Here is a 19,905-nt window from a genome sequence, read left to right as displayed (position 1 = left end):
GTACTGCGACCGGGAGGTCGTGGGAGAGTAGGACGCCGCCGGACATTCACACTGTTAAGGGCCACCCCGCGAGGGGTGGCCCTTAACATTTGTGGGCCCGAATTTTCTGTACGTCGTGGCGATCAGCCGGCCTTGCGCTGGGGCGTGTACGTCCACCAGGGCCGCGGCGGGTTGCCGTTCGCCTGGTCGACGGCGGACATGATCGTGTCCAGGAGACACGGATCGTGGCGTTGCTGCTCCCGTTCGCAGATCGTCTCGTAGATCTCGACAGGATCCCGGCCGGCCAGTTGGTCGATCCGCGTGATCTCCGCGCGGCTCAGATGGTCGGCGACGGCCGGGCCAACGTTCATGAGGCTCGTGAGTTCGGTCTTCGACATGGTTCGACCATCCCGCGTCCGGCCGGTGCAGGTCTTGAACAGATCGGACGATCTCGCCTCGGTAGGCAAGCTTGACCCGCGCAAGATCCGCTGCAGGTCCTTGGAGGTTTCTGACAATTGTTGGAGCTCTGCCCTCGGGTGAGGATCGAGCGGTGACTGTACTCGAGACTCTGGTGACGAAGTCGTTGGATCGGGAATTGCCATCGCGCGCGGAGGCGCTGCGGGTGCTCGCCGGGGATGACGAGCTGCTCGATGTGGTGGCGGCGGCCTTCCGTGTGCGGCGCGAGTTCTTCGGCCGGCGGGTGAAGCTCAATACGATCGTCAATTTGAAGAGCGGCCTCTGCCCGGAGGACTGCACATACTGCTCGCAGCGGCTCGGATCGACTGCGCAGATCATGAAATACTCGTGGATCGATCCCGCCGAGGCCGCGGAACTTGCCGGCAAGGCTGTCGATGCTGGGGTGAAACGCGTCTGTCTGGTGGCGAGCGGACGTGGCCCGGGAGACCGGGACATCCGGCGCGTGGAGAGCACGATCGGCGCGATCAAGGCCGAGCACCCGCAGGTGGAGGTTTGTGTGTGCCTCGGGCTCCTGCAGGACGGTCAGGCTGAGCGGCTACGCGACGCGGGCGCCTATGCCTACAGCCACAATCTGAACACGAGCGAGGAGCGGTACGGAGAGATCTGTACAACGCACACGTTCGCGGATCGGGTGGACACGGTACGGCGGGCGACGCGGGGTGGACTGTCGCCGTGTTCCGGGGCGATCTTCGGCATGGGTGAGTCGGACGACGAGATCGTGGATCTGGCGTTCGCCTTGCGAAACCTGGATCCGGACTCGGTGCCGGTGAACTTCCTGATCCCGTTCGAAGGGACACCGTTGGAGGGGCGTTGGGAGCTGACACCCGAGCGGTGCCTGCGCATCCTGGCGCTGTTCCGGTTCTGCTTCCCCGATGTCGAGGTACGGCTGGCCGGTGGGCGGGAGATTCACCTGCGCGGGATGCAGGTGCTGGCGTTGCATGTGGCGAACTCGATCTTCTTGGGTGACTACCTGACGAGCGAGGGGCAGCCGGGTGGGGACGATCTGCAGCTGATCGCCGACGCCGGCTTCACTATCGAAGGGCTGGAGCAGGCGACGTTGCCGGTCGCCCGCCACGATCTGGTGACACTGAGACATCGCGGTGCAGGCAGTGCCGCTCCCGCCGACTAGGCTCGCCGGATGGCTGGAATGGTGTTGGTCGTCGGGCTGCCGGGCGCCGGCAAGACTTCTTGGGCTCGACGGCTCGAGCAGGAGAGGAAGGCGCTGCGGTTGACGCCGGACGAGTGGATGGACGCCTTGTTCAACACGAGCGAGGTCGACGGACGGCGCTGGGTGCTGGAGTCCGAGCTGCTCTGGGGCGTCGCGGCCAGGGCGTTGACGCTCGAGGTGGACGTGATCCTCGACTACGGCTGCTGGTCGGAGGAGGAACGAGATCTGTTCCGGACCCGCGCCCAGGCGCTCGGCGCGAGTGCGGAGATCGTCGTACTCGATCTGCCGTTCGAGGTGCTGTGGGCGCGGATCGAGCGACGCAATGCGAACCTGCCGCAGGCGACGTTCGGCGTCAGCCGGGAGGAGCTCACGGAGTGGAGCGGCAGGTTCGAAGTGCCCACTGCGGAGGAGCTGCAGCGTTGGGATCGGCAGCTCATCGTGAAGGAGTAGCGATCATTCCTCGGGCGCGATGCCGACGAGTGCGGCCGCTGCGCAGATGTGGACCGGTGTGAGGTCGATGGGGGAGACGGGCGCCTGCAGAAGGGTGCCGCGTTCGTACGGCGTGAGCGTGATGTCGATGCCGGGAGCGCCGGCCACCATGCCCCGCACGTACGTGAGCCAGCCCATCATCGGGATCCCCCGCCGGAAGACGCCGGCCGCCGCCGCGAGTTCGGTGTCGGCGATGCTCGCCCACTGCGGTTCCCAGATCGTGACGACCGCGCGCAGCACCTGAGCGAAGCGTTCGGACTGCCGCAGCGCGTCCTCGTCGCTCCAGTGCAGCGTGAGCTGGTCCGAGACAGTCGTCATCGTGCCGCCCATGGACAGGTCGAACAGCCATGGCAGTTCGCCCGTGCTCTGCAGGTGCAGACGCGTCGTACTCGTGCCGTTCGCGAGCACCTTCGTCGTCGCCTCGACCATCTCCTGCAGCGGCGTGGAGCCGTCGGCCTCGAGGACGTGGTACCCCCAGCGCTCGTCCTGCGTCCAGATGTGGACGTCGGGGAACGCGACCGCCACCGCGGTCAGTGTCCGGCCGACCCGGAGCGCGCGGTGCTCGACGGACTCGTCACGATGCGGCCATTGGGCGCGGAGCAGCCAGGATGCCATTCACGCCCTCCGATCATGATGAGGCGGCGGCAATGCTGCGCCAGGCCGTGACACGGTGCCGGATGCAGGCGACGGTACGCCGTCATACGACCGCTTGACCAGAGCTCCGCCTACTCGATGTGAGCAGGTACGGCGCCTCTCCGGAAAAGTCACCGGACCAGTCTGCTGTACCGCCTGGTCACTGGTCAGCACCGGGGTCCGATTTTGGTAACAACACATCGAAATCTGGACAAGTGTCAAGCTCAGCCCGCCGGAGTCGCCAACACCAGGGCTCCCAGAGCGCTCGCCTGCGTGCGCCAGTCGCGCGTGCCACCGCCCGCCCAGCGCTGCCCGAGCCGGTTCAGCGAGTCGCGATCGTTCTGCCAGATCGAGTCGGCCTGCCGCTGCGCATAGGTCCGGTACGACGCATCGCCGGTGGAGTCCGCCAGGTCCACGAAGTACCGCATGAAGATGCCCTTGAACTGCTTCTGGTTGTCGTCACAGGTGCCGGCGGGATCACAGCTCTCGGTGAGGACGCCGCCCGGGCTGAGCGAGGACATCGCCGCGTCACCCAGCTGCCGAGCCCTCGCGAGGAGGGAGCTGTCTCCGGTGGCCCGCCACAGTTCCAGCGCGCCGCCGATCGCCAGGCCTTGGTTGTACGTCCACACGGTTTGGCCGTTGTTGCCGCACGCACCGGTCACCCCGTCGTTCACCAGGTTCGAGGAGTTGATCATCCCGCTGCCGATGAACCAGTTCCATCCCGCGGTTGCCCGCTGCAGCCAGACGGTGTCGCCGGCCAGCCGGTTGTGGAGCGCCGCGGTCAGCCGGATGTAGAGCCCGTTCGTCACCGCGTTCTTGTACGTGCGCTCGCGGTCCCACCACACCCCGCCACCACAGGTGCTCGTGTCCCAGTACCCCTGCACGTAGTTGGCGATGGTGACCGCCATGTCCAGGTACCGACGGTCGCCCGTCAGGTCGTACGCCTCGATCCACGCGATGGCCCACCACTCCGTGTCGTCGATCGCGCGACTGATGAAGTTCCCCTCCAGCGCGTCACCGCTCTTCTCGCCGGCCGGGAACACTCCCTTGTTCTTGTCGAACACCTCGTTCACGATCCAACGCAGATCGGTACACCCAGACCTTCGACTGCCACCTCACCGCGCCGAAGTTGAGTTGCACGTGGCGTCCCGACCAGCCGGCCGGGACGGTGAACGTGCGCTTGTAGTACATCCGGTTCTCGTGGCGCTGGATGCCAGAGAGCGCGGACTCGATCGGATACGGGACCAGGACCTCCTCGGGCAGCGTCCCGGTCGGCGGGTTGTTCAGGTCGTCGGCGCGAACTGCCAGACGCCGTTGAGGCTCTGCCACTCGGTGCGCGTCAGCTGCGGCCGCGGGTACTCCGGGAGCGGATCGGTCACCGACACCTGGCTGGTCCACGGCGTGGACAACGGCGGTGGCTTCGGGGTGAACGCGCTCGCTTCGAGCGGTGTCAGGAGTACGGCGAAGAGGCCGAGGACTGTGGTCAGCAGCAGAAGCGGTCGCGACAGCATGGGGTATCTCCCTGGGGCGGTAGGAAGAGAGCGCTCTCACCGTGAGTATGCGGGCCTACAGAGCCAGGTCAAGACCTCGCGTGATTGTTTCTGTCGGAAATTGTCGGACTACGTGAGCGTCGGCGAGGCCAGTTCCAGCGTCGGCGTCGAACCGCGGTACGACGTCATCCACTCGCGGAGCAGCTCGACCCGGGCCGCGTTGTCCTCGTTGCCCTTCACCACCGGCGCCTGGTTGTACGGCATGGTGTCCGAGCTGCGCCGGAGCTTGACGTACAGCCGGGACGAGGCGAGCGCGTACCGCTCCATGTCGTCCTGGAGCGCGCCGATCACGGTGATGTTCCGGTCGCGACCGATCTGCTCGAACAGCGCCACCGCCTCGCGACGGTGCTGCGAGCCGAGGTTGCGTCCGAGCTCGTCGAGGATCAGCAGCAGCGGACGGTCGGAGCCGCCGGCGAGCGCGGCCGCGCACACCAGCTTCACCGCCTTCTCGTCCATCTGGGCGGTGTTGCCCTTGACGTTGAACGCGGAGAACGGGCCGCCCTCGGACCGCCGCCACTTCGGTGTGACCGTCCAGCGCCACGGCTTGTCCGGCTCGGCGGGCGGATCGGGCTCGGGGAACTCGAGCTTCGCGCCGTACCCGCCGTACTGCTGGTCGAGGCGGTCGAACTCCTGGGACACCAGGCGGAGCCGTGCTTTGATGCCGTCGGCGAGCGACGCGCGATGGGCGCGGGCCGTGCTCTCCGCTTCGCCGAGGCCTTCGCGGGCGCGTTCGAGCGCGGCGTTCCGCTCGGCGCGCTGGCTGGCGATCTGCTGTTGCTGCAAGCTGTCGAAGGTCTCGTGCTGGGCGAGGTGCGTGCTCAGCGTGCGTTGCAGCGCCGGCACCAGGCCGACGCGGTCGCCGAGGGTGCCGTTGGTCCAGCCGTCCGGGCCGTTCAGGATCTCCCACAGCTCGGTCGGAATCTCTTCCCGCGACCGGGCGTTCGGGAAGCAGCGGCGGATGACGTCGTCGAGCTGCGTACAGGTCTGGTGGTTCCAGTCGGCCGTCGTACGGCGTTGCGCGTCGTCGGGCAGCCCGAGGATGAACTCCTCGGCTTCGGCGGGCGTCCCGCCCCAGGCCGTGGTCCGGGTCGTGAGGTCGAGGGTGGCCTGCTCCTCGCGCAGCGCGAGGCGGCGGCCGGTCAGCTCGTCGAGGATCCGGTCGTGATCGCGACGGGTCGCTTCGAGGTTCTTCAGGCGTTCGTCGCGGACCAGTTGCTGGCCCGCGGCGGCCTCGGCGGACTCCTTCGCGGCCTGCAGTTGCGGTGCGAGCGCGTCGCGGTCGCTCTCGTGCCGGTCGACGGTCTCACGGAGCGCGAGGATCTGCTCCTGCACCGACTCCGCATCGGCGAGCGCGCGAGCAGCCGCCGTACGACGCTCTGCCTGCTCTACCCGCGACCGGGCCTGGTCCAAGGCTGCTGATGCGAGAGTGCGGGCCTCGACCGCGGCCTCCACGCGGCGACGGGCGGCCTCGATCCGCGCGGTCCGGCCGGTGATCGGCTCGTCGAACTGGCCGACAGCCACCACGCCGGCGACATCGTCGATGTTGTCCTTGGTCGCACGCTCGCCGATCGCGGCGAAGAACGCGTCCAGCACGAACCGCTTGTCCGCCGACCTGGGTCCGCGCTTCGTGGAGCCCTTTGTCGAGCTTTCGGCGCCGGGCCGGTTTGCCAGCACGAGCACGAATCCGGCGTACCCGGCGTCGGCCAGCGCGGTCGACGCGACGGTCGCGTCGCCGGCGTCGATGACGACCGCCTCGCGGTACGGCGCGAGTCGTGGCTCCCACTCGGCTCGGTCGGCTTCGGCGAGTTCGGTGATGTCGGTGAGCGCGCCGCACTCGATGCCGGCGTTCTCCAGAACCTGCTGCTGCGGCGCGGAGACCGTCTGACCGCTCTCGGCTTCGCGGAGCTCGGCCGTCGCCTGGTCGACCGCGGAACGTGCGGCGTGGTCGCGGCCGATGTGCTCCTCGAGCACCGCACGAGCCTCGTCCTGCTCCTCAGCAGCCGCGGACAGATCGCGGCCGTCCGCCGAACGGCCCGCCTCCAGCAGCCGCCGATGCTCTTGCCCGAGACGCTCCAGTTGCTCCCGCACCGACCGTTGCGCCAGGTCGAGCTCCCGGTCGCGAGCGTCGAGCTTGTCCCGCTCCTGGCGGGTCAGCTGCACGTCCCGGAGCAGGCCCTCCTCGTTGCCAAAGGCATCGATGTCGGCCTCGATCGCCTCCTTCCGGGCCTCCTGCTCGGCGACCCGCTCGTCGAGAACTGCCAGCTCCTGAAGGATTTCGTCGTTCCGCGCGGATCCGTCGATCAGGTGCCGGGCCGAGCGCGCCTGCCAGGACTCCTTGGCCGCGGCGAGCGCTTCCCGCGCCGCGGCGCGCTGCAGGATGCCGGCCTCAACGGTCGCCATCTCCTGCTCCCAGCGCTGCAGGTCAGCGGTCGCCTGCTTGGTCGCCTCGCGCTGCGTGTGCTCGGCGGAGCGGTGCGCCTGCTCCTGCTCGAGCTCGTGGTCGAGACCGGTGAGCGTCGCGATCGCGTTGAAGATACGGGCCGGGCCGAGCTCGTTGAGCGGCTCGGCGAGCAGGTTCGCCGTAGGGCTGGAACGCACCGACGTCGACAAGAACGAGACGCATCGGACCTGCCCGCCGTACAGCACCTGGGAGAGTTTGTTGGCGTGAAAATCGGTGCGGCCGTTCGAGTGCGGGAGGGAGGCCCACAACGCGTCGGCGCCGGCGGCCCGCTCGGCCTCGGTCGCGCCGTACGGGATGTGCAGGCCCTGCTTCCAGCGCAGGTCGATGTACGACGCCTTGCGGTTGATGCGGATCCAGACGGTGATCGCGGCGGCCTCGATCTCTTCGAGGTCGGTCAGGTCCGGGTCGGAGAAGACGCCGACGATGTAGCCGCGGTCGACGTTCGACCAATTGCCTTCCTGGCCGGCCGCCTCGGCGGTGAACAGCAGCTCGGCCGCGCCCGGCGCGCCGCTGGTCAGGCGCCACTGGTCGTCAGCGTGCAGGAGACTGAGCGCGGCGATCCAGGACGACTTGCCGGCACCGTTCGAGTCGGTCGGGCCCTGGCCGGCGACCGTGATCAGGCCGCGGCCGATCATCGGGATCGGATGCGTCGACAGGCGGGATAGGTCGACGACCTGCACACCGAGCAGCACCTTCGACCCCAGGATGTCGAACGGCCCGTCCTCAGTGCTCATATGCCTTCTCCCGTTGTCGTGCTGACTTCTGCTGGGCCGCCGTTGCGGGCGCGGATGGCTTCGGCGATCGGGCTGGCCGGTGCGGCGGCGAGGATCAGCTGATCCTGCAGGCGACGACGGGCTGCCGGGGTCAGACGCTGCAATTGCGGACCTGGGATGTACGACGGGCCGCCGGAGTGATCGCCGGACAGCTGGATCAACCCAGCGGCGCGCAACCGCTGCAGGGCGAGGCGCCGTTCCTCGCCGCTGATCCTGGTCGTCCGCAGCTCATCGACCGTGGTGGGTCGCGCGGACTTCCAGCTGTCGCCGGTCAGGATGCCTTCGCTGCGGGGGATCGCGACGGAGTGGATGAGTACGAGCACCAGCACCGCGCGGTCGATGACGGACAACGGCTGCCAGCCTTGAGCCACGAGGCTGGCGGCGATGTCGTCGTCGTACCCCGCGGTCCAATGGGTGCCGTCGACGTGGACGAGGGTCCGGCCGATGAGCTTGAGCATGCGCTGCACCTGGCGGCGCAGGGTGACGTCGCGGAGGCCGGCCAGCTGCACTTCGGCGACCGGGTGCGCGGCGTACTGCACCGCGCTGAACGCGGCGAGGACCTCGTCGCGGGAGCGGTCGCTGAGGTCCTGGAGCAGAGGGTCGAACAACGCGTGCTGCTCACTCATCCGCTTCCCCTTCGTCGCCCGACGGAGCAGTCGCGCTGGGGAGTGCGGTGTCGGACGGGGCTGTCGCGCTGCGGAGCGTGGCGTCGGGCGGGGCGGTCGCGGTGGGGAGTGCGGTGTCGGAGACCGGCTCGGCGGGAGGCTGCGTGGACAGGATCGGCGGGGGTGGATCGGGGAGGTGGCGGCAGAGGTCGCGGAGGGTGGACAGGTCGGCTGCGGTCCAGGTGATGACGCGCGGGCCGAGGCGAACCTCGCCGGCCTTGTCGTTCCACAGGAGCCAGTGCGTGGCGTGCAGGCGGCGCAGGCTGCCGATGATCAGGGTGAGGTCGCTCGACTGCTCGGGGCGGCCGCGCATTCCGGCGTACACGGACCTGATCTGCGCGAGCGTGCCCGTCGACCCGGGCCAGGCCGGGGCACTGCGATCAGTCCAGCAGCAGGCGACGCAGATCGCGAGAATGCGGGCTGTCTCGTTCGGCTGCTCGACCGCGACCGGGGGAGCATCCAGCTCGTCGAGCACGCCATGACCCGCGCCCGACGGAAGCGTCGGCACCAGCCAGACCGATGACCCGTCCGGTGCCACCGCGCGGGTGAGACCGGCGACGGCGGGCGTATCCGGGTCGACCTCGAGTGGGCCGGCGGACTGCACCTTCGCCCACCACAACGCGTTGTGCAGCCGCCGCTCGACCGCCTCAGTGCTCATCGGGTCACCCGGCGGAACACGCCCTCGGTCGCCCACGGCGTACCCGCGGTGGGATCGATCCGCATACCGTCGGACCACACCAGCTCGTAGTCGAGCTCGTCGTGCAGATGCGCCGCGGTCAGCTCGGCGAGCACGCGGCGCGCGGTGATCCAGTCGCCTGCCCCGTCGATGACCTCGACGATGTCGACGGACGGGCGCCCGGCCAGCACTCGCTCGGCCTCGGCGCGCAGGTCCTCACGGTCCGTCGCTGCGGCCGACTCCGGAGCATCCGCGTCCGCGGTCGGACGTGGCGGTGCCATCCGTGCGGTCCCGCTGCGACGTCCTGTTTCTACTGCCTCGACCAGCGTCTGCGCGGAGAAGTCCGGTGCGGCGGCGTCGAACAGCAGACCATCTAGTACGGCGGCCAGCGTGTCGGGCTCGCTGCTCCGGGAGAACGTCAGCCAGGTCTCGATGGGCAGCAGGCCGAGTGCCCGCGTCGTGCCGGCGCGTTCGACCAGGCGACCGGCGGCGAGCTGGACAGCATCGGCGTACGCCGCCAGCGCCATCCGGAGCGAGGTGCATTCGCGGTGGAGCTCGGGCCAGCGGTCCAGGACGAGCCGGTGCACCTTCTCGGCCTGCTCGATCAGGCGCTCGTTGCCCCAGGCGAGCTGGGCGTTCTCCCGGAGCTGGGCGGTGGTGCTGGTCGAGACGAGGATCGCGAGCTCGTTGCCTAGCAGGCGGAAGACCTTGGTCAGGCGGCCGATCGAGGCCTTGCCGTCGTCGGCCGTCGCCTGCGGGTCGCTGACGCTGTGCGCCTCGAGAGTGAGCAGCTGGTGCAGCTCGCCCTGTCCGCCCTGCACGGACATCCGCCGGAGGAACATCAGCATCACGTACGGCGCGAAGGCGGCGCGGTGGCGCAACTCGTTCGGACGGTCGACGAGTTTGGTGATCGCGCCGTACTGCCGGAGGACGTCGAAGCGGCGGACGATCACGTCGTGCGGATACGCCCGGCAGGCGAGGGTGGCCTGCTCCACGGTCAGACCGTCGCTGCCGGCCTCGGCGAACGCGTCCAGGATCGCCTGGTCGGCGTCCAGCAGGTCCGGATCGACGATCATCGCGCCGGCCTCGCGGGCGAGCACGGCGAACACCTGACGGTAGACACGCAGCACGGCCGCGTCGGCCTCGGCGTCGAGCAGTGTCGCGTCCATCCGCCCTCCCTCCCGGGTGCTGGCAACAGCAATAGGAAAAGGACTCTAACCACCCGCACCGACAGACCAAAACTCACCCGCCACCGGCCTGTGGAAAACCGGATGACGGCGGATGCGCGGCTGCCTACCATCCGAGGTGTGATGAGAATCCTTGGCTGACGCGGTCGGGAAGGCCGCGTCAGTACCACGGCACCCAGACGATGTCTGAGGGTGTCGCCCCGCCGGTGCGGGCCCTGTCGCAGGGTCCCCGGCGCGCTTGCTGATTCTCTCCGTACGGAGCTTGCACATGACTGTGCACCCTTTTGTCCGCTCTATCGGCGCTCAACACCCCCGTGTCCGTGACCTGCTCGCGCTGCGTAAGGACGGTTCACCCGGCCGGATCATGGTCGAAGGCACCTGGGAACACGACCGCCTGCTGACCACGACCGCCACCATCGAGGCCTTCTTCTGGTGTCCAGAAGCCGGTGTCACTGACGTCGCTCAGGTCGCCGAACGCGCCACCGAGGTCTACCGGATCTCCGAGAAGCTGCTCGCCCGCGTGTCCCGCAAGACCCGGTCCGACGGCCTGATCTCGATCGCCCGGGTCCCGGAGTGGCGACCACACGCGTTCCGCTTCACCAGCCGCTCGCTGGTCCTGGTGGCCGACGGTGTCGAGTACGCCGGCAATCTCGGCACCCTGATCCGTACGGCGGACGCCGCCAACGCCGACTGCCTCGTCCTGACCAGCCGCCGCGCCCGCCCGACGCATCCCGCCGTGTACTCCGCGAGCCGCGGCACCGTCCTCTCGACCCCGATCGTGGAGTTCGACGACATCCCGTCGGCGGCCGCGTGGCTGCGGGGTCACCGTTTCCGCGTCCACCTCGCGGACCCGGCCGCGACGGGCACCTACCGAGTCCCGCAGTACGACGGCCCGACCGCGTTCGTGGTCGGTTCGGAGGGCTCGGGGCTGTCGCGGGCGTGGCACCAGGAAGGGTTCGACGCCGTGTCGATCCCGATGCTCGGGCAGGCGGATTCGCTGAACGTCGCGCTGTCGGCCGGGATCCTGCTGTTCGAGGCACGGGCTCGGAAGGAGGGTTGGTGACTCGATGGAATGGCCAGGCAGAATGGCACGGCAACCGAGCAGAAGGAGCTTGTCGTGCCGTTCGAGCCAGGCGAGGTCGTCGCCCCGTCCGATCCGCGCATCGTCCTGGAAGGACAGTGGGGACATCAGCCGGGCGTGGCGATCACCGTCAACTCCGGGTCGCGGATCTCGTTCTCGTACGCCGGCGAGCGGCTGCAGTTGCTGTTCGACACCGACGGGCTGACCGTCGCTCCGCACCTGTGGATCACGGTCGACGACGGCGAGCCTTTGCTGCATGTGCTCGACGGTCCGGTCATCGAGCTGTCGGCGCCCGACGGCAGGCACCAGGTGTCGGTGGTGGTGAAGGACGTCAACGAGCACGTCAACCGGTGGAACCCGCCGTTCGAGTGCGCGGTCGTGTTCGCCGGTCTCGTGCTCGACGTGCGGTCGGTGTTGCGGCTCAGCGGGCGGCCGAGTGGTCCGCGGCTGGAGTTCTACGGCGATTCGATCACGCAGGGCGTGCGGTCGCTGAGCGAGCACCCGGAGTCGGAGGGGGCCGACGGTACGACGTCGTACGCCTATCTGACCGCGCGCGCGTTCGGTGCCACGTCGTACCAGGTCGGGTTCGGGAGCCAGGGGATCAGCAAGCCGGGGAACGGCGAGGTGCCGGCCGGGATCGACTCGTTCGGTTGGAACTTCGCCGGCTCACCGGCCGAGCGGGTGGAGCCGTCGGACGTGGTGGTGATCAACCTGGGCGTGAACGACCCGACGCTGGAGATCGAGGAGTACGCCGATTACGTACGCCGGGTGCGGGCGGCGTACCCGTCCGCGACGATCGTGTCGCTGACCCCGTTCAACGGCAAGCACGCGGACACGATCCAGGCTGCGGTGAAGTCCCTCGACGACCCGAACCTGATCTGCATCGACTCCACCGGCTGGATCACCGAAGACGACTGCACCGACCAGGTCCACCCAACAGTCGCCGGCCACACCAAAATCGCCACCCACCTGATCGAGGCCCTCGAAGAGCAAACCTCTCTCCGCCGCCCCACCTAACCCCTCCGAACGCACCGATCCCGCCCCGCAGCACACCCTCCCCGCGTCTGGCCACCCACGGACGGATATCCGACTCGCCTGTCGGATGTGTGGGTGGTGATCAGCCCGATCCGGGGTCGTGCAACAGGCAATGGTGGGTCGGCACCTGCTATTACCTGTCCCCAGTCACCAGCGCCTGTCCCCAGTCCCCACTTCCCGCCGCGCCCGCCCCGCCATTCGCGCGTCGAGCAGGAGACGACGGGTTATCCCCGCGTGTTGGGGGTTCTCTACTGGTACGTGAGGGAGAACCCTGCACCCAGGGAGAACCCCGGCTCTGACGGCGCTCCTCGGACCCGGGTGTGCCGGAGGCCTGCGACGTGACGAGTGGGTCGCGCCGAGTCGTGGCGTGTGGTTGGCCCCCTGAACGTCGAGTCGTGGATCGGGGCTGCATTTGGTCGCCGAAATCCACGACTCGATGGCCACGGGCGGGGCTCCGCTCTTGGCAGATGACGTTTCAGAGCGTGGACGAGTACGTCGCGTCGTTTCCCGCGGAGGTCCGCGAGGTGCTGGACGAGGTACGTCGTACGATCCACGCGGCCGTGCCCGACGCGGGCGAGAAGATCAGCTACCAGATGCCGACGATCACCCTCGGCGGCACCTCCCTACTGCACTTCAGCGGCTGGAAGACTCACCTCGCGATCTACCCGATCCCACCCACCGACCCCGCCCTGACCAAAGCCCTGAACCCCTACCGCTCCGGCAAAGGCACCCTCAATTCCCCCTCGACAAGCCAATCCCGTACGACCTGATCACCCGCCTCGCCGAGGCTTTCGTCGCGGCGCGGGGGCTGAAGGTCAGAGGAGGTCTTGGGGGGAGGGGGCGGGTGGATGGGTGAGGCTCCAGTCGTTGAAGGTTTTGTCGAAGCGGTACCAGAGGTTGTCTCGGCCCAGGCGGAGTTGGACTTTGCCGGCGGTTACTCGGTTGGCTTCGGTGGTGGCGTGGGGGAGGGCTTCTAGGGCCTCGGCGAGGGCTTCGGGGTCTACGTCGTGGGGGTCGTCGACGGTGACGGCGAGGCCGCCCGGGCCGGCTTGGCGCCAAGCGGTGGCCCAGGTGGTGAGTTGGCGGGCGGAGATGCCGGCGCGGTGCGCGAGGTCGGCGAGCTCCGGCGTACCGAGGGAGGCTGCTGCTCGGCGTGCGAGGTCCTGCTCGAAGGTAAGCGCCTGGTTGACGTCGCCGGAGGCCAGTTCCCAGGCTCGGCGGGCGGCATCGGTGGCCAGAGCGACGAGATCGCGTACGTCGACCCCGGACGATCGCGGTGGGTCCAGCACCTTCACCGCCGCCGGAACGCCGGGCGCCCCGAGCGGCCGAGGCGGCGCCGGCACAGGAACCACACCCACAACCCGCCGGTCACCGTCACCGCCGTCACCGCCGTCACCGGCGTTGGGCGGGTTGGCTAGATGGCGGGCGAAGGCTGCGATTGCCGGGATGCCTGCCGGTGCGGGCGTGCGAGGCGCGGCTGGTGCGGTGGTGTTGCCGGTGCGGCGGGAACGCAGCGCGGTCAGGAGTTCGTCCTTACGCCGCCCGCGAAGCAACAGCAACGCGAACGGATCGTCGTCCAGCGCATCCGCCACCAAGTAACAAACGGCCGCGGAATGCTTGCACGGTACGGCGAAGTCCGGGCAGCTGCAGTTCGTCAGCACCTCGCCCGCGCCCGGCAACAGGTCCAGCCCGGCCGCCTGTGCGTCCTCCACAACCTCCGGCGGTAACTCCCCGTCGAGCAACGCCGCAACCCGCCCGATCTGCGCCGACACGACATCGAGTACGGCGTCCCACTCGTCCGCGGTGAACGCACGGATCCGAACCGTCACCTGGTACGGCGTGACGCGGCTCCCCTGCACTACCGCCTCGACCTCGCCCGGGCTGACCGTCAGCTCGAGCACACTGCCGCGCCGCGCGTACGACCGTCCGCGCGACAGCCGACCGGGATCGAGCCGTGCCCGCTGCTCGAGCGCCTCCAACCAGGCCCGCCCCCACCACGTCGCCCCGAACGACCGCCGGCTCCCGGCGCCCTTGGCCGCCGGCAACCCGGCGTCCTCGCCCTTCCGCCGCCACCCCTGCCACGGCGTCCGATCCTCGTCAGCCATCGGACTTCCCCACCGCAGAAGGGTTGTAGGCACTCGCCGACCCGGATCGCACCGGTCCTGTCGACAACTCGACGAGCTCGGTCAGCTCCGTGTCCGACAGTTCGCTCAACCACGCCTCACCCGACCCGACGACAGCGTCCGCGAGGTCGCGTTTCGCGTTGATCACCGTGGCGATCCGGTCCTCGAGCGTGTTCTCGGTGACGAGCCGGTGGACCTGCACCGGCCGGTCCTGACCGATCCGGTACGCGCGGTCCGTCGCCTGATCCTCGACCGCCGGATTCCACCACCGGTCGTAGTGCACGACATGCGTGGCCTGCGTGAGCGTCAGTCCGACGCCGCCGGCCTTCAGCGACAGCAGGAACACCGGCGCCTCGCCCGACTGGAACTGCTCCACCATCTGCTCGCGCTTCCGCACCCCGATGCCACCGTGCAGGAACAGCGTCTTCACCTGCCGCGCCGCCAGATGGGCCTCGATCAGCCGGCACATCTCGACGTACTGACTGAAGATCAGCACCGACTCGCCCTCGGACAGGATCACGTCGAGCAGCTCGTCCAGCGCCGCGAGCTTGCCGGACCGCCGCTCGAGCGGACCGGGCTCGTGCAGGAACTGCGCCGGATGGTTGCAGACCTGCTTCAACTGCGTGAGCAGACTCAGCACCAGCCCGCGTCGCGCGATGCCCTCGGCGTCCTCGATCTTCGCGAGGGTTTCCTTCGCGACGGCCTGATAAAGCGTGGCCTGCTCGGTGGTCAGCGGTACGACGACATCGTGCTCGGACTTCTGCGGCAACTCGGGCGCGATCCCCGGATCGCTCTTCCGCCGACGCAGCAGGAACGGCCGCGTCACCCGACCGAGCCGGGCGGTGGCCTCCTCGTCATGGAACCGCTCGACCGGTACGGCGACGTCGTGGCGGAACCTGTCGAGTGTGCCGAGCAGCCCCGGTGCCGCCCAGTCGAGGATCGACCACAGCTCGGAGAGCCGGTTCTCCACCGGCGTGCCGGTGAGCGCGATCCTGGTTGCTGATGGCAACGTTCGCAGCGCGCGGGCGGTGCGGGACAACGGATTCTTCGCGTGCTGCGCCTCGTCCGCGACGGCCAGGCCCCACGCGATCTCACCGAGGACGCGGTGGTCCTGGCGCACCACGCCGTACGTCGTGAGCACGACCTCGTCGGGCGCGAGATCGCTGAGCGTCCGTCCGGCGCCGTGGTAGCGGCGGGTCGGTACGTCGGGGGCGAACCGCTCGAACTCTCGCTCCCACGTGCCGAGCAGTGTCGACGGGCAGACGACGACCGTCGGGCCGCGGCCCTTGAGTTGCAGATGCAGCGCGATGACCTGGATGGTCTTGCCGAGACCCATGTCGTCGGCCAGGCAACCGCCGAGACCGAGGTTGGCGAGCTGCGCCATCCACGCAACACCGCGGCGTTGGTAGTCGCGCAGGGTGGCCCTGAGACCGACGGGCTCGGTGAACGGCGCCGGCTCCTCGGCCGTACGCAGCCGGGCGAGCATCGCGGCGAGCGAACCGTCGGCGTCGAACGGCACCAGCTCGCCGTCGACCTCGATGGTCCCGGTGAGCGCTGCGCCGAGTGCTTCGGCGCCGGTGAGCCGGCGGGTGGAACCGTTGCGGAGCCGGCGGACGAGGTCGTGGTCGACCCGGATCCAGCGACCGCGCATGCGGATCATCGGACGCTTCGCCTCGGCGAGCGCGGCGACCTCAGCCTCGGTGAGGTCCTGGCCGTCGAGCGTGGGACGCCAGCGGAACGCGACGAGCTCGGTCAGGCTGAAATCGGGACCGGTGACGGCGCCGGGCGTCGGCGTCGCGACGGTGGCGCGGACGGCCAGCTCGCCGGCGAACAGTTCCGTCGGCCAGAGCACTTCGATACCGGCGCCCTCCAGCGCCGTACTGCCCTCGGCGAGCTCTTCCAACGCGGCGTCGTCGATCGGCACGTCTTCCGGTGCGGCGTCGCGGAGGGCCGAACCGAGCGGCGGCCAGACCCGGGCGCCGCGACGGAGGGCGAGAAGCAGGTCGGTCTCGGCGCGTTCGCCGAGGGCCGTGAGTACGGCGGCCGGTGCGTTCCACATGTCCGCGACGTCGACCAGCAGGCTCGGGTCCACCCCGCTCCGCAACTGCAGTACGGCCCGAAAGTCGTCCGTGGAATCGGGTGGTTCGATGCGTAGGACCAGGCGGGTGCCGGCTTGTTCGGCCAGGGCGGTTTCGTCGAGCCAGGCGGTCGGGCCGGGGAGGGCTGTGGGTTCGGCGGCCGCGAACGGCGCGGCACCAGGGCGGACCGCGACGGCTGCGGCGGGGGTGCGGACCAGGGTGTCCGCGAGCGCGTCCCAGAACGCGCGGACCAGTTGCTCCGGCTCGATCAGTCGGACGGGACGGGTGCCGTCGAGCGGCAGTGCATGACCGTACGCCGGCATTGCGGCGCTGAGGTTCCGCAGCCAGGCCTGGTCGAGCGGATCGAGCGGCGCGACCCGCCAAGCGCCGTACCCCTCCGGGCTCCGATCCGGCACCAGCCGCCCGCGCCCGATGAGCACCAACCCCGCAAGTCCAGCCGCCCGCCACGCCGCCCAGCTGCCGGAGCCGTCCAGTCGATCGGAGTCCTGCTCGGCGAGGCGGGTCAGCACTTCTTCCATGTCCAGAAGGCGCGCGGGGACCGTGGTACGGCGGACCGTGGTGCCGCGGGGGAGGACCAGGTCGACCGTCCCGTTGGCGGTTTCACCCGAGCCGGCCAGGTCGCCGTACAGCGCCAGCCGACCCGCGCGCGGCGGGTCAGCAGGCACGAAGACGGCGTCGAACATGCCCCGCACAGTACGCCGCGCCACCGACAATCCCGGACTTGACCTGAACCTGCGTTGAGGTTGCACGCTCGGTAGTTCCAGCAGACAACCGGAGAGTGTGAATATGCGTGCAGCAGTAGTGACTGCGTTCGGCGGTCCGGACGTGATCGAGACCCGTGACGTCCCGGCCCCGGAGCCCGCCGCGGGCCAGGTGCTTGTCGAGGTCGGCGTCGCGGATGTGATCTTCGTCGAAACCGCGATCCGCCGGGGTCAGCACGGCGAGTTCTTCGACGTGCGGGTGCCGTACGTCACCGGCAGCAACCTCGGCGGCCGGGTCCGCGCGGTGGGTCCCGACGTACCGGCGGACTGGATCGGCAAGACCGTCGTGGGGCGCGGCGTGGCCTTCGGCGCTCATGCGGAGCTGGCCCTGACCACGACCGACCTGGTCGAGGTACCGCCCGAACTCGACCTGCGGACCGCGGTCGCGGTGTACGGCGACGGCTTCACAGCCCTCATGCTCGAGGAACTCGCGCCGCCGATGGCCGGGCAGGACGTCCTGATCACCGCATCCGCCGGCGGCATGGGCCTGCTGCTGATCCAGTTGGCGCACAAGGCCGGAGCCCACGTCATCGCGGCCGCCCGCGGCGACGAGAAGCTCGAACTCAGCCGGGCCCAGGGCGCCGATGTACTGATCGACTACAGCAAGCCGGGCTGGGAGAAGTTGGTGCTTGAGGCCACGAACGGTCAAGGCCCAGGCATCGTGTTCGAAGGCGCGGGCGGCGAGCTGGGCGCAGCTGCGTTCAGCGTGGTGAAGGACGGCGGCTGGATCTCCGCTCACGGAGCGCCGAGTGGCAGCTTCGCGCCGTACGACGCCGCCGAGGTCGAGCGGCGCGGGCTTACTGTGAAGGGCATCATGGATCTGCGCGCCGACTCGACGACCACGTCGGTCACCGGCGCCGCCGTGATCGCTCGCGCGGCAGCCGGGGATCTCAAGCCGGTCATCGGCCAGGTCTACGACCTCGACCACGTGGCCGACGCGCACCGGGCGCTCGAGAACCGCAGGCTGCGCGGCAAGGCGCTGATCGAGGTCAGTCGCTGACCGTTTGTTCAGCAGTCTCGTCGGGCTGCAGCTCTTCCGAGTGGTTCGGGCGGGCGACCACGATCTGGTTCCGCCCGGACCGCTTGGCCCGCAGCAAAGCGTCGTCGGCGGCCAGGATCAGCTGGTCCATCGTGTTCGCGACAGCCGGGTAGACGGCCGCGCCGAATGACGCCGGTACGCCCTCGAGCGTCGCCGTACCCCCGTCCGTCGTACTGACCGAGACCGTGACGGTCACGAGCCGCGCCCTGATCCGCTCCGCGATCTCCAGTACCTCGGACTCGAACGCACCCGGCAACAGCACCGCCAGCTCGTCTCCACCGACCCGCGCGACCAGATCGCCGTTGCGTACCTCCGCACGGATCGCCTCACCAGCAGCACGCAGCGCCTCGTCACCAGCCGGGTGACCGTAGGTGTCGTTGATCTCCTTGAACTTGTCCAGGTCCAGCATCAGCAGCCCGACCGTGCTGCGCAGTGTGTCCGCACGAGCGAGCTCTGCGGGCACGGCGCTCGCCCAGTACGACGAAGTGGCCAAACCGGTCGTGGAGTCGATGCCGGCGGCCCGCTGGTACTGCGGGAGCAGCAGGTCTCTGTGCAGCGCCAGCACTGTCACCATGAGCACCGGAACGACCCAGGGGTACGACGTCTGCACCGCAGCGATCGCTACACCCAGACCCAGCCCGGCGCACACAACCATCTGATCTGACAGCTCGCCAAGCGCCTCACGCGCCGTGGCGTCCGGAGTGGACAGCAGGATCGCTCCGATGACCAGTGCGTAGTTCACCAGCCACCAGGTCGCAGCCGCAGCCAGAACGACCAGCAGCGTCCAGAAACCGGTAGGTACACGGGGAGCGTCCAGCAGACCGCCGGCACGCAGTACGGCGGCTGCTGCGGCGCTGGCCAGGACGTACGTCGAGGTTGAGAACACCTTGCGGTGCGCGACGGTCCGGCCGTACACGCGGAACCAGGAATAGGTGTAGGCCAGAACGACCAGCGGGACGACCAGCGACAGCGGGAGCAGCAACAGCGCCGCGAAGATCCACAGGCACTTCAGGTTGGTGTGCGGCGACGTGTTGGCCGCCAGCTCGCGCCGGCGCTCGATTCCGCGGGCGAACTCCAGGTGCATGGTCGAGGCCACGGCGAGTACGGCGAACGCCACCCACTCGGAATGCCGGACTCCCGAATCAGGGCCGCTCAGCGTGCTCCGCACCGCGAGTGTGGTAATCGTCACCGCAATCAAATCAATCGCGAGCACATAAGCCAACGCGGTTCTCGGCAACGACCAGAGCTTCCATTGCCGAGGTGGCACCCAGCTGCTCCGACCGATCAGAATCATCGTCAGCCTCACATGCGGTCGATCTGAGCGGTTATGCGTTCATGGTAACGACCTGTTCACATCAGGTCACCCGGATGCCCGGGTCATTCCACCAGTTGGTCAGCACCAAGAAGGGTCGAAAATCATGCAGATCTCAGCGTTCCCCGTCCGTACCGGCGCCGACGGCCCCGGCGGCAACGACTGGTTCACCGGTGGCAATGACTGGTTCTCCGGTGGCGGCAACGACTGGTGACCACCGGTATTTCTTTACCTTTTTCTTACATTCCCCAGAAATCGTTCACCGTATAAACGTGGGAGCCGGGCAATTTACCGCACTGTGATTGTCGCGAACCATGCCAATTACTATCCGTGGCGTCCCGTCTGCCGAGGGTGATCGCTCGGTGGCGGCGCGGCGCATCAGTGCCAGTTCCGCAAC

General features: G+C 69.0%; 17 protein-coding genes. 6 read left to right on the top strand and 11 right to left on the bottom strand.

What is annotated here, in order from left to right:
• Window positions 1–122: 122 nt before the first annotated feature.
• On the bottom strand, window positions 123–377 hold the full coding sequence (locus tag EV137_RS36640; protein WP_134132710.1) for a helix-hairpin-helix domain-containing protein: 255 nt from the start codon (window positions 375–377) through the stop codon (window positions 123–125).
• 152 nt (window positions 378–529) lie between these two features.
• On the opposite strand from EV137_RS36640, the gene bioB reads away from it, so the two are divergent.
• Together bioB and EV137_RS36630 are read left to right on the top strand one after the other, a co-directional pair.
• Window positions 530–1,585 carry a biotin synthase BioB gene (bioB, locus tag EV137_RS36635; RefSeq protein WP_134132709.1) on the top strand — a complete coding sequence of 352 codons (1,056 nt, stop codon included), beginning with the start codon at window positions 530–532 and terminating at the stop codon, window positions 1,583–1,585.
• Window positions 1,586–1,594: 9 nt separating this feature from the next.
• A complete protein-coding gene (locus EV137_RS36630; RefSeq protein WP_134132707.1) occupies window positions 1,595–2,074 on the top strand; it encodes a P-loop nucleotide/nucleoside kinase family protein in 480 nt (159 codons plus the stop codon).
• Between the two features lie 3 nt (window positions 2,075–2,077).
• Here the strand turns inward: EV137_RS36630 and EV137_RS36625 are convergent, their stop codons facing one another.
• The 7 genes from EV137_RS36625 to EV137_RS36595 form a co-directional block, all read right to left on the bottom strand.
• Window positions 2,078–2,728, bottom strand: a complete 651-nt coding sequence (locus EV137_RS36625) for a hypothetical protein (protein ID WP_134012578.1) — start codon at window positions 2,726–2,728, stop codon at window positions 2,078–2,080.
• A gap of 242 nt (window positions 2,729–2,970) precedes the next feature.
• Window positions 2,971–3,819 carry a glycoside hydrolase family 76 protein gene (locus EV137_RS36620; RefSeq protein WP_238175799.1) on the bottom strand — a complete coding sequence of 283 codons (849 nt, stop codon included), beginning with the start codon at window positions 3,817–3,819 and terminating at the stop codon, window positions 2,971–2,973.
• 210 nt (window positions 3,820–4,029) lie between these two features.
• Entirely contained in the window at window positions 4,030–4,257 is a 228-nt protein-coding gene (locus EV137_RS41215; protein WP_202871302.1) for a hypothetical protein, read from the bottom strand.
• A 108-nt stretch (window positions 4,258–4,365) separates the two neighbouring features.
• The gene (locus EV137_RS36610) at window positions 4,366–7,491 is read right to left on the bottom strand and encodes a coiled-coil domain-containing protein (protein ID WP_134132705.1); all 3,126 of its coding nucleotides are present in this window, start codon (window positions 7,489–7,491) and stop codon (window positions 4,366–4,368) included.
• Window positions 7,488–8,156, bottom strand: coding sequence for a hypothetical protein (locus EV137_RS36605; protein ID WP_134132704.1), 669 nt, complete (start codon window positions 8,154–8,156; stop codon window positions 7,488–7,490). Before EV137_RS36605 ends, EV137_RS36610 begins: the two co-directional genes overlap by 4 nt.
• A complete protein-coding gene (locus tag EV137_RS36600; protein ID WP_134132702.1) occupies window positions 8,149–8,853 on the bottom strand; it encodes a hypothetical protein in 705 nt (234 codons plus the stop codon). The genes EV137_RS36605 and EV137_RS36600 overlap by 8 nt, the downstream gene beginning before the upstream one ends.
• Window positions 8,850–10,040: a hypothetical protein gene (locus EV137_RS36595; protein ID WP_134132700.1), complete on the bottom strand. Its 1,191-nt coding sequence runs from the start codon at window positions 10,038–10,040 to the stop codon at window positions 8,850–8,852. The genes EV137_RS36600 and EV137_RS36595 overlap by 4 nt, the downstream gene beginning before the upstream one ends.
• A 286-nt stretch (window positions 10,041–10,326) precedes the next feature.
• Here EV137_RS36595 and EV137_RS36590 point away from each other — a divergent pair, with 286 nt between their 5' ends.
• The 3 genes from EV137_RS36590 (at window position 10,327) to EV137_RS36580 (ending at window position 12,944) form a co-directional block, all read left to right on the top strand.
• Window positions 10,327–11,121 (top strand): TrmH family RNA methyltransferase, encoded by a 795-nt coding sequence (locus EV137_RS36590; RefSeq protein WP_134132698.1) that lies wholly within the window; start codon window positions 10,327–10,329, stop codon window positions 11,119–11,121.
• 54 nt (window positions 11,122–11,175) lie between these two features.
• The gene (locus tag EV137_RS36585; RefSeq protein ID WP_238175798.1) at window positions 11,176–12,156 is read left to right on the top strand and encodes an SGNH/GDSL hydrolase family protein; all 981 of its coding nucleotides are present in this window, start codon (window positions 11,176–11,178) and stop codon (window positions 12,154–12,156) included.
• A 485-nt stretch (window positions 12,157–12,641) separates the two neighbouring features.
• Complete coding sequence (locus EV137_RS36580) at window positions 12,642–12,944, top strand: iron chaperone (RefSeq protein WP_238175796.1); 303 nt, start codon at window positions 12,642–12,644, stop codon at window positions 12,942–12,944.
• A 45-nt stretch (window positions 12,945–12,989) separates the two neighbouring features.
• On the opposite strand, the gene EV137_RS36575 is transcribed toward EV137_RS36580, so the two are convergent.
• Together EV137_RS36575 and EV137_RS36570 are read right to left on the bottom strand one after the other, a co-directional pair.
• The gene (locus tag EV137_RS36575) at window positions 12,990–14,279 is read right to left on the bottom strand and encodes an SWIM zinc finger family protein (protein ID WP_134132697.1); all 1,290 of its coding nucleotides are present in this window, start codon (window positions 14,277–14,279) and stop codon (window positions 12,990–12,992) included.
• Window positions 14,272–17,079 (bottom strand): SCO1167/SCO6262 family helicase, encoded by a 2,808-nt coding sequence (locus EV137_RS36570; RefSeq protein ID WP_134012596.1) that lies wholly within the window; start codon window positions 17,077–17,079, stop codon window positions 14,272–14,274. The genes EV137_RS36575 and EV137_RS36570 overlap by 8 nt, the downstream gene beginning before the upstream one ends.
• A gap of 103 nt (window positions 17,080–17,182) precedes the next feature.
• On the opposite strand from EV137_RS36570, the gene EV137_RS36565 reads away from it, so the two are divergent.
• Window positions 17,183–18,157, top strand: coding sequence for a zinc-binding dehydrogenase (locus tag EV137_RS36565; protein WP_134132696.1), 975 nt, complete (start codon window positions 17,183–17,185; stop codon window positions 18,155–18,157).
• Here the strand turns inward: EV137_RS36565 and EV137_RS36560 are convergent.
• Window positions 18,147–19,385 carry a GGDEF domain-containing protein gene (locus tag EV137_RS36560; protein WP_238175795.1) on the bottom strand — a complete coding sequence of 413 codons (1,239 nt, stop codon included), beginning with the start codon at window positions 19,383–19,385 and terminating at the stop codon, window positions 18,147–18,149. The genes EV137_RS36565 and EV137_RS36560 overlap by 11 nt on opposite strands.
• Window positions 19,386–19,905: the final 520 nt, after the last annotated feature.

Source organism: Kribbella pratensis (assembly GCF_004366075.1).
In the GTDB taxonomy this organism is placed as follows: Bacteria; Actinomycetota; Actinomycetes; order Propionibacteriales; family Kribbellaceae; genus Kribbella; species Kribbella pratensis.
This window is presented reverse-complemented; position numbering and strand designations above follow the sequence as displayed.